Genomic DNA, 14,894 nt, shown 5'->3' with positions numbered 1-14,894 from the left:
CCCAGACACGAAGGTGCGGACCGGATGATTTCAGCAGAAGACCTGATTGCGCTGGTCCGCAATTACAATCCCAAGACAAATGCCGAACGCATCGAGCGGGCCTATGAATTCGGCCAGCAGATGCACGAAGGCCAGTTCCGCCATTCCGGCGAACCCTATTTTTCCCACCCCGTTGCAGTTGCCGCCATCCTGACCGAACAGCGTCTGGATGATGCGACCATCATCACTGCGCTGCTGCACGATACGATTGAAGACACCAAGGCCAACTACGGCAAAGTGTCCGAGCTGTTCGGGGAAGAGGTCGCCAAGCTGGTCGACGGCGTAACAAAGCTGACCAATCTGCAGCTGTCCAGCCGCGAGACGAAACAGGCCGAAAACTTCCGCAAGCTTTTCATGGCGATGTCCAAGGACCTGCGGGTTATCCTGGTCAAACTGGCCGACCGTCTGCATAACATGCGCACTATCAAGGCGATGCGCCCGGAAAAGCAGGTGCAGAAGGCCCGCGAGACTATGGATATCTACGCGCCGCTTGCAGGCCGCATGGGTATGCAGTGGATGCGCGAAGAGTTGGAAGACCTCGCCTTCCGCGTTCTGAACCCTGAAGGCCGCCAGTCGATCATCCGCCGCTTTATCACTCTGCAGCGTGAAACCGGTGACGTGATTCATCGCATCACCGGCGATATGCGGCATGAGCTGGAGAAGGCCGGGATCGAGGCCGAGGTCTTTGGCCGTGCCAAGAAGCCCTATTCGATCTGGCGCAAGATGCAGGAAAAGGATCAGGGCTTTTCGCGCCTGTCCGACATCTACGGATTCCGCATCATCACCCGGACCGAAGAAGACTGCTATCGCACGCTCGGGGCGATCCACCAGCGTTGGCGCGCGGTGCCCGGGCGGTTCAAGGACTATATCAGCCAGCCGAAATCGAACGGCTACCGCTCGATTCATACGACCGTATCGGGCCGTGACGGCAAGCGGGTCGAAGTTCAGATCCGCACGCGCCAGATGCATGACGTCGCCGAAACCGGTGTGGCTGCTCACTGGTCCTATCGCGATGGGGTCCGGTCCGAGAACCCGTTTGCCGTGGACCCGGCGAAATGGATTTCAAACCTGACCGAGCAGTTCGACAGCGAGGACGATCACGAGGATTTCCTCGAAGCCGTCAAGCTTGAGATGTATTCGGACCAGGTGTTCTGCTTCACTCCCAAGGGCGATGTGGTGAAACTGCCGCGTGGAGCGACGCCGATCGACTTTGCCTATGCCATCCATACCCGCATCGGCCACGCTTGTGTGGGTGCCAAGGTTGACGGTATCCGCGTGCCGCTCTGGACCCGGATCAAGAATGGTCAATCGGTCGATATCATCACGGCAGATGGTCAGACGCCGCAGGTGACATGGCTGGAAATCGCGGTGACCGGCAAGGCCCGTACGGCCATCCGCCGCGCCCTGCGCGAGGTTGATCGCGAACGCTTCATCAAATTGGGCAAGGAGCTGGCCCGCGCGGGCTTTGAAAACCTTGGTCGCAAAGCCACCGACAAGGCGCTGGACACTGCCGCCAAGCATCTGCGCCTGAAGGATCGTCACGAATTGCTGGCGCGCCTCGGCAGCGCCGAACTGACGGCCCATGAGGTAGTCGAGGCCGTCTATCCGGAACTGACCAAAGACGAAGGCGATGCCATCTCGCCCCGCCGTGCGGTGATTGGCCTTGAACCGGGGCAGAAATTCGATCGCGCGCCCTGCTGTCAGCCGCTGCCGGGTGAACGCATCGTTGGCATCACGTATCGCGGCAAGGGTGTGGTGGTGCATGCCATCGATTGCGACCGCCTGTCCGAATTTGAAAACGAGCTTGAGCGCTGGGTCGATCTGCACTGGCATTCAGGCACCCACCCGGCGGTTTATGGCGCGACACTGGACCTGACCATCGGCAATGATGCGGGCGTGCTGGGGCGTATTTGCACATTGATTGGTGAGAAAAAGGCCAATATCTCGAACCTCGAATTCGTCGACCGCAAACCGGATTTTTACCGTCTGATGATCAATGTCGAACTGCGTGACCTTGAACAGCTGCATTCGCTGATGCTGATGCTTGAGGCCGAAAGCGATGTGGCGGCGGTCGAACGCTACCGCGAAAGCGCAAAACCCGCCGTCGCGGCTGGCTGAGAAGGGGTGATCACGAGTGGTTTTCAAGCGCCGAGATCGCCGCTCAGCCGTTCAGATCGCGTCCGAGTTCGTCTATCCGCGCGGCGGCTGGACCCGCGCCTTTCACTATGTCAAACACCGCGTCCGTCGCCTGCCGGACAGCCCCGAACGCATCGCGCGTGGCATCGGGGCGGGGGTATTCGCCGCTTTTACACCGTTCTATGGCCTGCACTTTCTGGTCGCTGCGGTGCTGGCGCGGCTGCTGAACGGCAACATACTTGCGGCGTTGTCCGGCACCTTCTTCGGCAACCCGCTGACCTATGTGCCTATCGGCGTGGTCAGCCTGCAAACCGGGCATTTCCTGCTTGGCACCCGCTTTCGCAAGGGCGATACCGACGGGCTGATGGGCAAATTCGCCGATGCGATGGGCGATCTGAAAGACAATTGCATCGCGATCTTCACCGGACGCGAGGCCGATTGGCATGGCCTCAGCCGGTTCTATGACGATGTGTTCTTTCCTTACATGGTGGGGGGTGTCATCCCCGGCATCATCGCAGGTGTGGTGTGCGCCTATCTCAGCCTGCCTTTGATCCGCACCTACCAGCAGCGTCGCCGCGCCAAGATCAAGGCGAAATTCGAACAAATCAAACGCCTTGCGCAGGCGGAGGCTGACGTTCCAGCTTCAAAACCACTAGGGTCGACCTCAGGGACAATGAAGGATTCGAAAGATGTCTGATAACCACTTGCGTCTGGGCGTGAATATCGACCATGTGGCCACCATCCGCAACGCGCGCGGGGGGGACTATCCGGACCCGATCCGGGCCGCAAAACTGGCCGAAGAAGCCGGGGCTGACGGCATCACCGCACATTTGCGCGAAGACCGCCGCCATATCCTTGACGCTGATATCGAAGGTCTGATGGACGCGCTGAGCGTACCGCTCAACTTCGAGATGGCGGCGACGGACGAGATGCAAAAGATCGCCTTGCGCCACAAACCTCACGCTGTCTGCATCGTGCCCGAAAAGCGCGAAGAACGCACGACCGAAGGCGGGCTTGAGGTCGCGCGTGAGGAGAACAAACTGGCGCATTTCATCGCTCCGTTGCGCGATGTCGGGTGCCGTGTGTCGATCTTCATTGCTGCCGACAAGCGCCAGATCGAAGCCGCCCACCGCATCGGCGCCGAGGTGATCGAATTGCACACGGGCGCCTATTGCGATTTCCACGCCGAGGGCAAACTGGACGCTGCCGCTCGTGAACTGGAAGCCCTGCGCGAAATGTCCACCTATGCCCACTCTTTGGGCCTTGAGGTGCACGCGGGCCACGGTCTGAACTACGACACGGTGCAACCTGTCGCAGCCTTCCCGGAGGTGCGTGAACTCAATATCGGTCACTTCCTGATCGGCGAAGCCATCTTCCGCGGCCTCACCCCGGCGGTCCACGAAATGCGCCGCCTGATGGAGGAAGCGCGGGGAGAGGGTGGATGAACTTCGGCGACCGGTCTGAGGGTCAGCTGTTGTTCAATCGGGGTTGGTTCGTGCTTTGCTTCATACTGAGCGCGTGCCGTTTTTTCCTATCGCGGATGTGTTCTATTGCCCTTCGAGAGAGTGCAAATAGTTGAACGCAAGAGGATGTTCTGGGGGCAGACGGCTTTGGCGGGCGGATCAGCAAAACGGGTTTGTACCCGATAGGAGTGTACGAATGTCGCATAAGATGAACGAGGGGCCTTTATGAAAGCCATAACATATCGCGGCTTTGGTCCCGCGTCGGACGTTATTGAAATCATCGACATGCCCACGCCCGACCCGGCTCCGGGTGAGGTGTTGGTGCGTGTTCATGCCAGCGGCATCAACCCGTCGGATGTCAAGCTGCGCGGTGGCGCCCGTCCGGGTGCGGTGATGCAGTACCCGATCATCATTCCCCACTCGGATGGGGCTGGTGTGATTGAGGCCGTCGGCGACGGTGTCGACCCGGCCCGCATTGGCGAACGGGTCTGGATCTGGAACGGCCAGTGGCAACGCGCCTTTGGAACGGGGGCGGAATACATCGCGCTACCCTCTGATCAGGCCGTTCGCTTACCGGGCACCACCAGCTTCGCCGAGGGTGCCTGTTTCGGCATCCCGGCCATGACCGCATGGTATGCTTTGTATTGCGACGGTCCGATCGCTGACCAGACTGTGCTTGTGACCGGTGGCGCAGGTACGGTGGGACGCTACGCCTGCCAGATGGCTGCGCTGGGTGGCGCGCGGGTGATCACCACCGTCAGTTCCGATGAAAAAGCCGCACATTCGGGCGCGGCCGAATGCATAAACTACCGCTCGCAGAACGTGACCGAAGCTGTGATGGATCTGACAAACGGAGAGGGCGTCGACCGTATTGTAGAGGTCGATTTTGCGGCCAATCAGTCTGACTCGCTGGCAATGATCCGCCCCTGTGGCACGATCGCCAGTTACGCCTCGGCCTCGCAAATGACGCCCACGCTGGACTTCTACGGTTTCATGTTCAAAAACATCCGCCTGCATATGTTGATCGTCTATCAGCTTGACGCCGCCGCGCGCCGCCGTGGTGAGGCGCAACTGGGCGCGTGGCTGGAGCAGGGCGCACTCACCCACGCCGTCGTCCCCGGTGGAGCGATGAAAGACGCGGTTTCCGCCCACGAAATGGTCGAGGCGGGGCAGAAGCTGGGCACCGTGGTGCTGGAGGTATGACATGATACTCGGCATCGGCACGGACCTTGCCAATATTGACCGCATTCAGGGCACGCTCGACCGGTTTGGCGATCGGTTCCGCAACCGCGTTTTTACCGACACCGAACAGGCAAAAGCCGAACGCAGGGCCGATACCGCAGGCACCTACGCCAAGCGATGGGCCGCGAAAGAAGCGTGTTCGAAAGCGCTGGGCACAGGTCTGCGCATGGGGATCGCGTGGAAGGATATGGCCGTCACAAATCTGCGCACGGGCCAACCTGTCATGCATGTCACCGGTTGGGCTGCCGAACGCTTGAAAGAGATGACACCCGAGGGACACGAGGCGATCATTCACGTTACCCTGACCGATGATCACCCCTGGGCACAGGCCTTTGTCTTGATCGAGGCGCGCCCGCTGCAAGAAGCGCCTGCGCAGCCTTGACTTGCCGCGACCTGACCCGCATGTAGCACCCCAACCACGCAGAGACTGGAGAGAGCAGTATGGCCGAGGAAGCCAAATCCGGAAACGCCATTTGGGAGACGATCAAAACCATCGTCTACGCCCTGCTGATCGCGGGCGTTTTCCGCACCCTGTTCTTTCAACCATTCTGGATTCCCTCGGGCTCGATGAAGCAGACGTTGCTGATCGGGGATTTCCTGTTCGTCAACAAAATGACTTATGGCTATTCCTACGCCTCTTGCCCCAGCCTGATCATCCCAAGTGTCGGCCTGAACATCGATGCCGAGGATATTTGCGGCTGGATGAAAGGCGACAACACGCGCCTGCTGGGCGGTGAACCCGAACGCGGAGATGTCATCGTCTTCCGTCATTCGGTGACGGGTCGTGACTTCATCAAGCGCCTGATCGGGATGCCGGGCGACCGCGTACAGGTGCGTCAGGGCCAGATCATCCTGAACGGCACGCCGGTACCGCAGCAACCCGATGGCGTCTTCACCGAAAAGGCCGAGCCACAGGGCCCACAAGGCCTGCGTCCGCGTTGTTCCAATGGCCCTGTCGGGTTCGGCGGAGAATGTGAAAAGAACCGCCTGATCGAAACCCTGCCCAATGGCGTCTCCTATGATGTGCTGAATATCGGCAATCAAGGCTCGGACAATACCGGCATCTATACCGTACCCGAAGGCCACTATTTCTTTATGGGCGACAACCGCGACAACTCGGCCGACAGCCGACTGCCGCAATCCGCCGGAGGCGTGGGATTTGTGCCTTATGAGAACCTGATCGGGCGCGCAGACCGTATCATGTTCTCGTCGGCGGGGCGCTCGATGCTGTTCTTCTGGACGTGGCGCGGTGACCGTTTCTTCAAGGCGGTCAATTGAAGCTATCGGCTGAAATAAAAGCCTTTCAGCAGCGGTTGGGGTACACATTCTCCGACCAGGAACTGCTGTTGCGCGCATTGACCCACGGCTCGGTCTCCTCGCCCACGCGCCCCGACAACCAGCGGCTTGAGTTTCTTGGCGATCGTGTCCTCGGGCTTGTTATGGCCACCGCCCTTCTCGAGGCGGACAAACAGGCTTCCGAAGGTCAACTCGCCCCTCGGTTCAACGCGCTTGTCCGTAAAGAGGCCTGCGCCGATGTCGCCCGTCAGATCGATCTTGGCGCGGTGCTGAAACTGGGCAGATCCGAGATGCTCTCGGGCGGGCGCCGCAAACAGGCCCTGTTGGGCGACGCAATGGAGGCCGTGATCGCCGCCATCTACCGCGACGCTGGGTTCGAGGCCGCCCGCGACGTCATCCTCGCCCTATGGGGCGACCGCATTCATACGGTCGAGGCTGACGCGCGCGACGCCAAGACCGCGCTGCAGGAATGGGCCCAGGCCCGTGGCCAGAAACCTCCGGCCTATGTCGAGGTCAAACGCACAGGTCCGGATCACGCGCCCGCATTTACAATTGCCGCCCGCTTGCAAGACGGTACCGAGGCGCAGGCCACCGCAGGCTCCAAACGGCAGGCCGAACAAATGGCTGCCAAGTCGTTGTTATCGTCGCTTCCCAAGTAAAGCCCGCGCGTGTCCTGTGTTCAGGATCCCCTGCTTCATCTGGCGATAAATATCCCGGGGGGTCTGGGGGGCTGGCCCCCCATTTTGAAACGCCAGGTGCGATCAACAAATCCCTCTGGCCCGCGCGTCCTTTCTGCTATAGGGGTGCGCACCTGCAACCAGGATCGCAACACACATGACCACACGCGCCGGATTCATCGCCCTGATCGGAGAGCCCAATGCAGGCAAATCCACCCTTCTGAACCGCATGGTCGGGGCCAAGGTCTCGATCGTGACCCATAAGGTGCAAACCACCCGTGCCCGCATCCGTGGGGTAGCGATGGAGGGGGACGCGCAGCTGGTCTTTGTCGATACCCCGGGCCTCTTCAAACCACGCCGCCGGCTGGATCGCGCCATGGTCGCTGCTGCTTGGGGCGGCGCGGCTGATGCGGATGTGGTCGTTCTGATGGTCGAAGCGCATCGTGGTATCACCGAAGGGGTCGAACGCATCCTCGAAGGTCTGGAAGAGATCGGACAGGGGCGCACTATCGCACTGGCGATCAACAAGATCGACAAGGTCCCGTCCGAGAAGCTGCTTGCGCTCACCAGCGATCTGAACACGCGCTATCCTTTCGCCGAAACCTTTATGATTTCCGCCGAAAAAGGCCACGGCGTCGACGACCTGCGTAAATGGCTGGCCGCTGAACTGCCCGAAGGTCCGTGGCTCTACCCCGAGGACCAGATCGCCGATTTGCCCCTGCGCATGATCGCGGCGGAAATGACTCGCGAGAAGCTGACCCTGCGTCTGCATCAGGAACTGCCCTATCAACTGACCGTCGAGACCGAGAACTGGGATGAGCGCAAGGACGGCTCTGCCAAGATAGATCAGGTGATCTATGTTATGCGTGACGGTCACAAGGGCATCGTTCTGGGCAAACGCGGCGAGACGATCAAGGCCGTCAGTCAGGCCGCGCGTGCCGAGTTGGAGGAATTCCTGGACCGTAAGGTTCACTTGTTTCTGCAGGTAAAGGTGCGGCCGAACTGGTTGGAGGAATCCGAGCGCTATTCAGAAATGGGACTGGATTTCAAAGACGGTAACGCATGACACTGGCCAAGAATTTTCGACGAAAATTCTCATGTCGAACGTTGGGGCTTGCGCGATGGCGCGATTGACCGCCGAGTTCTGGGTGCACGCCTACCTTGCGCGGCTTCGGTTGCACGAGATTCCGGGTTTTGTTGTGGCACATGGGGATAACACCGCAGGTGCGGTGCTGATCAAACTCAATACGCTTGACGGCCAGGCGGTGGTATTCCAACGCAGCTTTGACCTGATGAGTGGCGAACGAAAATGGATCGAACTGTCCAGCGGACCTGAGGCGGATATTGACGCGGTCATTAGCAGACAGCGCGGCTTTGATCCCGACCTCTGGGTGATCGAGGTCGAGGACCGGCAAGGGCGGCACCTTCTGGGCGACGAGGGGCTTGAATAACTGCTGCTTCTTGGGCCTTTGACGCGCGGATCAAAGCTACTATTTTGGTGATTGACCTGAATGGTCAGATCCGACCTGATTTTTTGAATGATTCAAGACGATGAGGTATTCGCGTGGCTGAGACGATTGCTGAAAAACTGGAAAAATCGGAACTTGGCCACTGGATGCAGCGGTTCGAGGGTTTCATGGTGTTTATCGGCGTTGTCGGTCCATTCGCCACGCTTCCGCAACTGGTCAAGCTCTACTTCACCCATTCTGAACATGCCACAGGCCAGTCATTGCTGTCGTGGTCGCTTTATGCGGCATTATCGTTTCTATGGTTTGCCTACGGGTTGGTGGTGGGCAAGTTGCCCATCTATGTGGGCAACGGGATATCGATGGTGCTGAACCTGCTGATGGTTGCAGGCATTTTGATCCATGCGGGCATAACGTTCTGAGCGGACGATCAACTCGCGTCGCGCAAATACACAAAACTCATCTTGTTGCCTTCTGGGTCACGCGCGTAAGCGCCATAGAAGTTGGGCCCATACTGAGGCCGATCACCCGGATCGCCTTCATTCGACCCTCCGTTGGCAAGCGCCGCGGCATGTACCTGGCGCACTTCCGCTTCGCTTGTGCACAATAGCCCGACCATATTGCCGTTTCCGACGGTCGCGGCTTGTTTGTCAAACGGCGTCGCAACCCAGATCGTGCCGCCACCGCGCAGTTCATAACAGACCGCGTGCGGCATGTATTCGGCGACAAGCTTCCCGCCAATCTTTGAAACCACAGCATCGTAGTAAGGGCGTGCCTTGGCGACGTCGTTTGAGCCAATCATGACGTAGTTAAGTGACATTCTCCAAATCCTGCACAATAAAGAACATAAAGCGAACATTAACGCTTGTACGGCTTTTTCGCAATACGTTTCCAGACACTCCGTACAACGCGACCGATCTGTTTGTACCTTGATCCTGTAATGGGCATAAGATTTCCTGCGGGCATATCGGGTGCATAACGGAGCCAAGATTGGACTGGCGTGATCACGGCATACTTCTGACCTCGCGTCGCCATGGTGAGACGGCGGCGATTATCGAAGTGTTCACCGAAGCCCACGGCTGTCATGCAGGTGTCGTGCGTGGCGGGACCAGCCGCAAGATTGCACCGATCCTGCAGCCCGGCGCGCAATTGGATGTGCTCTGGCGTGCGAGGCTTGAAGAGCATCTTGGTACTTTTCAGGTCGAGCCTCTGCGGTCGCGGGCTGCGGCGGCATTTTCGGGGCGGCTGGCGCTGTCAGGGTTGAATGCGGTGGTGGCTCTGTTGTCCTTCTGCTTGCCCGAACGCGAGCCGCATCCGGCGATCTACAAACAGACCGAACAGCTATTGGACCTTTTGGGGCAAGATGAAATCTGGCCGCTTGCCTATCTGCGTTGGGAGCTGGCGCTGCTGGAAGAGCTGGGCTTTGGCCTGGACCTTTCGGTCTGTGCGGTGACCGGCGCGCGCGATGGGCTGGTCTATGTCTCGCCCAAAACCGGTCGAGCGGTGAGCGCGGACGGGGCAGGGGAATGGGCCGACAAGCTATTGCCTCTGCCACCTTGCCTGCGCGGTGACGGTCCTGCGCCAGATTCCGAGATCGTCGACGCCTTGCGAACGACCGGGTATTTTCTGGAAAACCATCTGGTCCCTTCGCTGGGCCATACTCCGTTGCCCGAGGCGCGCGCGCGCTTTGTCGCGCAGTTCAGTCGACGGCTTTGAAAATCATCTCGTGCCCGTCTTCGTTACGCAGGATCAGGACATCGCCCGAGACCTCGGACTGCGTCATGGCCATCAGCGCGGCGAAGTAAAGCCCCTCGGCCTCAAGTCCGGCACAGGCCGCGCGCGTGGCTGCCAGATCGGCGATCTCGAACCATGGGTAGGGCGCGTTCAGCTTGCCCGAATAGGTGTTGCAGGGGGCGTTGCCTTCGATCCGCCCGTCCTCGGGGAAGCGTAGAAGGGCGCTGGCGGCGAATGGTTGCCCGTCGATCTCTTGCAGCGCCCATGTCTGATCCGCTGCCCCATAGGCGGCGACGGTTTCATCCTTGTCGCATTGAAACAGCGCCACAAGAGGCAGGATCAGGGCAAGGCGTATCATCGTTCTATCCTGTCAGTAGGGGTTTGCGCCGCTGATAAGCTCTTCCCGGACTTCAAGGCGCGGCCGCCAGTTGTATCTGGTATCCTCGCGCACCTCATCCCAATACAGCACGCCGCTGTTCCGCCATGGGTCTAGTATGATGCCGTCGTACATCGAATCACCCTTGGCGCTGATCAGGGCCGAATGATGAATGATCCGGAACGCAGTTGGCGGTGAGGTGGCCCAATGCAGATCCAGCGTCTGGAAATTCTCTTGCTTCAAACGTGTGGTCATGGCCTGAGCCCAGTCATTGCACAGGCCCTTTTCGCGGAACCCGTTGATCACCTTGGCGTTGTGGATGATCGCGGGATCGGTGACATTCCACTGCTGTTTCAATTGGCTGGAATACGCGTACGAAATCTCGGCCGCGCGCCGCGCCTCGGCCGCGTCAACCTCGGGGCCAAGCTGCTGAATCGCCTGTGCCAGCTGCTCGACATTGTTGTCGGGCGCGGTGCTTGGGGCCATGGCGCATCCGGCAAGGGCGATGCAGGCTGCCAGAACGATGATGATGGATTTCACGCGCAAGACTCCTTTGGCCGATATGCCGGACGGTTCCGTTCGCTGTCACTTAGCCGATTTCCGCGCCCGATCCGAGGGGGAAGTTTCGCGTGTGCGCAAGCAAACCGCTGTGGTGCAGCAATGACGCTTTAAGACGGCAAGGCTGCCTGCCGCCACGGCAAAAGAAAACCCGGCGCAAAGCCGGGTTCAGTTGGGGAAACCGCATCGGGCCGGGTATCAGCCCAGCAACCGACGCGCGATGACTTGTGCCTGAATTTCTGCGGCACCTTCAAAGATGTTCAGGATGCGTGCGTCACACAGCACGCGGCTGATCTTGTACTCCAAGGCGAATCCGTTGCCGCCATGGATTTGCAATCCGTTATCCGCCGCAGCCCAAGCCACACGTGCGCCCAGCAGCTTGGCCATCCCGGCTTCAAGATCGCAGCGCTGGCCGTGATCTTTTTCCCAAGCCGAAAAATAGGTCAGCTGACGTGCGATCATGATCTCGACCGCCATCATGGCCAGCTTGCCGGATACCCGCGGGAAGTCGATCAGAGATTTGCCGAACTGTTTGCGGTCTTGTGCATATTGCATGGCGATGTCCAAAGCGCTTTGCGCCACGCCGATGGCGCGGGCGGCAGTCTGGATGCGCGCGCTCTCGAATGTTTCCATCAACTGCTTGAAACCTCTGCCCTCTTCGCCGCCCAGAAGGTTCTCGCCTTTGACCTCGAAGCCGTCAAAGCCCAGCTCGTATTCTTTCATGCCACGATAGCCGAGCACCTCAATCTCACCCCCGGTCATGCCGGGCGTGGGGAAGGGGTTTTCGTCGGTTCCGGGTGTTTTTTCTGCAAGGAACATGGACAAGCCCCGATGGTCGGTGCTGTCGGGGTTGGTGCGCGCCAACAGGGTCATGACATGGGTCCGCGCAGCGTGCGTGATCCATGTTTTGTTCCCTGTGATCTTATAGTTGCCATCCTCGCCCTTGATCGCCCGCGTCCGCAGGCTGCCCAAGTCGGATCCGGTGTTTGGCTCGGTGAAGACGGCGGTCGGCAGGATTTCCGCGCTGGCCAATCTGGGTAGCCAGTTGGCCTTTTGCTCATCCGTGCCGCCAGCGATGATCAGCTCTGCTGCGATTTCGGACCGCGTTCCCAGAGATCCTACGCCGATATAGCCACGCGACAATTCCTCGGACACGACACACATCGAGGCTTTGGACAACCCGAACCCGCCGAACTCTTCGGGGATCGTAAGGCCAAAAACGCCCATTTCGGCCAGTTCTTCGATGATCTCGATCGGGATCAACTCGTCCTTGAGGTGCCACTCATGGGCGTTGGGCTCGACCTTTTCCTGCGCATAGCGGCGGAACTGATCGCGGATCATCTCCAGCTCTTCGTCCAGGCCGGACGCACCGAACATGGTCGCGCCGGACTGATCTTGCATCAGCGCGACCAGACGGGTCCGAGCCGCCTGTGAATTGGCCTGCGCCATCAGAGTCTGTACTTCGGGACATTGGAAACCCGACAGAGCGTCCCAACCAAGGCCAAGGTCCTGCAGGCGCACGACCTCACCCTGATTCATCGGGATGCCGCCCGCGATCTGATGCAGGTATTCACCAAAGGCGATCTGATGCAGCAGTTGTTCCATCTCACCGAATTTGCCGTCGGCTTCAAGCGCCTCGGCCCAGCGCTGCATCTGCTGCAGCGACTGGTGATAGGTGGCCAGCCACGCCAAACCATGCGCTGCGGTCTGATGCGCCTCAATCAGCGCACCCGAGACGCGGTCTCCGCTTGTCACCATCGTACGCACTGATGCACGCGCCTTGTCGAACACAGCCTCGACGGCGGGCAAAGCGGCTGCACTGAGTGTCAGGAGATCCGGCAAAACCGCGGGTTGCGTCATGTTCGTCATATCCTGTCCGTCATGGGCCATGAATCACGTCCTTTACTGGGTTGTCTGGTCATATCATGCTGCACGTGCAGCGCAACAAAAATACACCAGATGACCAAGAAAAGTTCAAAAATTGCTCGGTCGATTTTGCGCTGCAGAATTTTTCCAGGATGATATGTAGGGCCAATGGACCTGTTTTCATTGATGTCACCGCAAGAGTTCTACCTGTCACTGATCGTTGCTTTCGTCGCAGGCTGGGTCAAAGGTATGGTTGGTTTTGCGATGCCGATGGTGCTGGTATCGGGCCTGAGCATGATGCTTCCGCCGAACCTGGCGCTGGCGGGTCTGATTCTGCCCACGTTGGTTACGAATGGCGTGCAGGCGCTGCGCGAGGGGGCGCCGGCGGCTGTTGCCTCGATCCGACAGTTCCGGGTGTTTTTGGGGGTCGGGCTGTTATGCTTGCTGGCCAGTGCGCAGTTGATCAACCTGCTGTCACCAAAGACCTTTCTTCTGATGCTGGGTGTGCCTGTTTCATTCTTCGCGCTGGTTCAGCTATTGGGGCTTAAGCTGGTGATGCGCGCACCCTCACTGAGGGTTGAGGCGATGGTGGGTGCCGTAGCCGGTGCCGTTGGCGGTATCTCGGGCGTATGGGGGCCGCCGACTGTGGCTTACCTGACGGCGCTGAATACTCCGAAGAAAGATCAGATGCGCGTGCAGGGCGTGATCTATGGTCTGGGGGCCGGGGCGCTGGTTGTGGCGCATCTGGGTTCGGGCATATTGCGTGCCGAGACGGCGGTGTTTTCTGCGTTGCTGATCCTGCCTGCGCTGGCCGGAATGAGAGGCGGCCAGTTCTTGCAGGACCGCATCGATCAGGCGCAGTTCCGCAAGCTTACCTTGTTTGTGCTGCTGATTGCCGGGCTGAACCTTCTCAGGCGCGGCCTGACTGGCTAGCTGCGCCGCTCGGCTAAGCGGAACGCAAAGTGCAGGCCGAGCATCAGGAAGAACAGGCCTGAGATATCTCCGATCAGATAGGCGATGTATTCGGCCGTCGCGCTGCCGAATGCCATGTTGGTCAGGCCCGACACAAGGAACGAGGTGACGATGCCAACGCCCATGATGCACAGCCAGCAGGGGCTGCGGTCGGGCCGGGGAAACAGATCCCAACCCAATGCCTTGCAGGCGTAAAATACGGCCGGAACGGTGGTGACTGCAATGGCGATAGCCAGTAGCCGACTGGGCAGGAACACATCCCACCCGCCGATCATGGCAAATACGATGAAGACGCCTGGCAAAAGCGCAAATATCGCGCGCCAGCCCAGCAACCACGCTGTCAGAACGCGCACGCCATGGGGCAGAAACAGCAGGCTGGCCCGGCTGGGGTATTCAGGGAAAAACACGTTCTGCAGCGGCATCAGAACCTCGAACGTGAGAAGCGATGCCGCCACATAGGCCAAAGAGGCAAAGAATGTATCAGAGACCCATCTGCGCACCGGCGTCAGCCCATGCGCATCGAGGGACGCGGATCACCTGGGGGCATGAACGACATACCGCCCACGGTTCGCGCTGCCGCTTTGCGAAAGATAGCCCTTTTGCACCAGCGATTTCAGCGCTCGAAAGAATGTCGGGCGCGAGACGCTTTGAACCAGCGTGTGTTCGATCAGGCCGAACGTGCGCACTTCGCGATCGGCTTTCGACAGCTCTTCGGCGGCATAGTAGATGTCACGCTCGACCGGGCTCAGTTCTTCGAGGCCCAGAGTGCGTTCCATGCTTTGCATCAGTTTGCGCAATTCGGCGAGTTTTGAAATTTCAGTCATGGTCTACCTGTTCTTATTCGCGTCCGACCGAGCCGCGTCGAAAGGTAAAATCCCTTGCAACACATCAATCCGACACCCATCCCCATGTGGAATCAATCATTACTTCAGGCAGGCGTCCCGAAGCGCGGGTGTGAGTAGATCGCCCGGATCGCCCAGTTTGTTTCGGTATGCTGAATTAGCTTAATTCTGATGTTTTCGCAACGCGCCTGACAGCGTGGGCGAGGTTTCCGCAACGTAAGCCTGCA

The 14,894-nt window shown here is 59.4% G+C and carries 18 protein-coding genes; 12 read left to right on the top strand and 6 right to left on the bottom strand.

The genetic code is table 11. The features are described from left to right. Positions 1–24: 24 nt before the first annotated feature. The 10 genes from ACR0KM_RS16370 (at position 25) to ACR0KM_RS16325 (ending at position 8,741) form a co-directional block, all read left to right on the top strand. Positions 25–2,157, top strand: coding sequence for a RelA/SpoT family protein (locus ACR0KM_RS16370; protein ID WP_480860340.1), 2,133 nt, complete (start codon positions 25–27; stop codon positions 2,155–2,157). 16 nt (positions 2,158–2,173) lie between these two features. Further along, positions 2,174–2,872, top strand: a complete 699-nt coding sequence (locus ACR0KM_RS16365; protein WP_480824663.1) for a DUF2062 domain-containing protein — start codon at positions 2,174–2,176, stop codon at positions 2,870–2,872. Then, positions 2,865–3,620 carry a pyridoxine 5'-phosphate synthase gene (locus ACR0KM_RS16360; protein WP_480824661.1) on the top strand — a complete coding sequence of 252 codons (756 nt, stop codon included), beginning with the start codon at positions 2,865–2,867 and terminating at the stop codon, positions 3,618–3,620. The genes ACR0KM_RS16365 and ACR0KM_RS16360 overlap by 8 nt, the downstream gene beginning before the upstream one ends. A gap of 243 nt (positions 3,621–3,863) precedes the next feature. Further along, positions 3,864–4,841, top strand: a complete 978-nt coding sequence (locus ACR0KM_RS16355) for an NADPH:quinone reductase (protein ID WP_480860338.1) — start codon at positions 3,864–3,866, stop codon at positions 4,839–4,841. Between the two features lies 1 nt (position 4,842). Beyond that, complete coding sequence (acpS, locus tag ACR0KM_RS16350; protein WP_480824655.1) at positions 4,843–5,262, top strand: holo-ACP synthase; 420 nt, start codon at positions 4,843–4,845, stop codon at positions 5,260–5,262. A gap of 59 nt (positions 5,263–5,321) precedes the next feature. Beyond that, positions 5,322–6,158: a signal peptidase I gene (gene lepB, locus ACR0KM_RS16345; RefSeq protein ID WP_480860336.1), complete on the top strand. Its 837-nt coding sequence runs from the start codon at positions 5,322–5,324 to the stop codon at positions 6,156–6,158. Further along, entirely contained in the window at positions 6,155–6,835 is a 681-nt protein-coding gene (rnc, locus tag ACR0KM_RS16340; protein ID WP_480824651.1) for a ribonuclease III, read from the top strand. Before lepB ends, rnc begins: the two co-directional genes overlap by 4 nt. Positions 6,836–7,010: 175 nt before the next feature. Continuing rightward, complete coding sequence (gene era, locus ACR0KM_RS16335) at positions 7,011–7,919, top strand: GTPase Era (protein ID WP_480860334.1); 909 nt, start codon at positions 7,011–7,013, stop codon at positions 7,917–7,919. Between the two features lie 55 nt (positions 7,920–7,974). Beyond that, positions 7,975–8,304: a DUF1491 family protein gene (locus ACR0KM_RS16330; RefSeq protein WP_480860332.1), complete on the top strand. Its 330-nt coding sequence runs from the start codon at positions 7,975–7,977 to the stop codon at positions 8,302–8,304. Positions 8,305–8,417: 113 nt separating this feature from the next. Further along, positions 8,418–8,741, top strand: a complete 324-nt coding sequence (locus tag ACR0KM_RS16325) for a SemiSWEET transporter (RefSeq protein WP_480824645.1) — start codon at positions 8,418–8,420, stop codon at positions 8,739–8,741. Positions 8,742–8,749: 8 nt separating this feature from the next. On the opposite strand, the gene ACR0KM_RS16320 is transcribed toward ACR0KM_RS16325, so the two are convergent. Continuing rightward, positions 8,750–9,139, bottom strand: a complete 390-nt coding sequence (locus tag ACR0KM_RS16320; RefSeq protein WP_480860330.1) for a VOC family protein — start codon at positions 9,137–9,139, stop codon at positions 8,750–8,752. 170 nt (positions 9,140–9,309) lie between these two features. Here ACR0KM_RS16320 and recO point away from each other — a divergent pair, with 170 nt between their 5' ends. Further along, on the top strand, positions 9,310–10,035 hold the full coding sequence (gene recO / locus ACR0KM_RS16315; RefSeq protein WP_480860328.1) for a DNA repair protein RecO: 726 nt from the start codon (positions 9,310–9,312) through the stop codon (positions 10,033–10,035). Here the strand turns inward: recO and ACR0KM_RS16310 are convergent. The 3 genes from ACR0KM_RS16310 to ACR0KM_RS16300 all read right to left on the bottom strand — a co-directional run bounded on the left by ACR0KM_RS16310 (position 10,019) and on the right by ACR0KM_RS16300 (position 12,877). Next, complete coding sequence (locus ACR0KM_RS16310; protein WP_480860326.1) at positions 10,019–10,411, bottom strand: META domain-containing protein; 393 nt, start codon at positions 10,409–10,411, stop codon at positions 10,019–10,021. The two genes, recO and ACR0KM_RS16310, sit on opposite strands and share 17 nt — an antisense overlap. A 12-nt stretch (positions 10,412–10,423) precedes the next feature. Further along, a complete protein-coding gene (locus ACR0KM_RS16305; RefSeq protein ID WP_480860323.1) occupies positions 10,424–10,969 on the bottom strand; it encodes a hypothetical protein in 546 nt (181 codons plus the stop codon). A gap of 216 nt (positions 10,970–11,185) precedes the next feature. Next, positions 11,186–12,877: an acyl-CoA dehydrogenase family protein gene (locus ACR0KM_RS16300; protein ID WP_480860321.1), complete on the bottom strand. Its 1,692-nt coding sequence runs from the start codon at positions 12,875–12,877 to the stop codon at positions 11,186–11,188. A 144-nt stretch (positions 12,878–13,021) separates the two neighbouring features. Here ACR0KM_RS16300 and ACR0KM_RS16295 point away from each other — a divergent pair, with 144 nt between their 5' ends. After that, on the top strand, positions 13,022–13,786 hold the full coding sequence (locus ACR0KM_RS16295; protein ID WP_480824633.1) for a sulfite exporter TauE/SafE family protein: 765 nt from the start codon (positions 13,022–13,024) through the stop codon (positions 13,784–13,786). Here ACR0KM_RS16295 and ACR0KM_RS16290 read toward each other — a convergent pair. Next, complete coding sequence (locus ACR0KM_RS16290) at positions 13,783–14,325, bottom strand: hypothetical protein (RefSeq protein ID WP_480824631.1); 543 nt, start codon at positions 14,323–14,325, stop codon at positions 13,783–13,785. The two genes, ACR0KM_RS16295 and ACR0KM_RS16290, sit on opposite strands and share 4 nt — an antisense overlap. Before the next feature lie 33 nt (positions 14,326–14,358). Then, positions 14,359–14,649 carry a hypothetical protein gene (locus ACR0KM_RS16285; protein WP_480824629.1) on the bottom strand — a complete coding sequence of 97 codons (291 nt, stop codon included), beginning with the start codon at positions 14,647–14,649 and terminating at the stop codon, positions 14,359–14,361. Positions 14,650–14,894 lie beyond the last annotated feature (245 nt).

Source organism: Ruegeria sp. G10, assembly GCF_056533645.1.
This window is presented reverse-complemented; position numbering and strand designations above follow the sequence as displayed.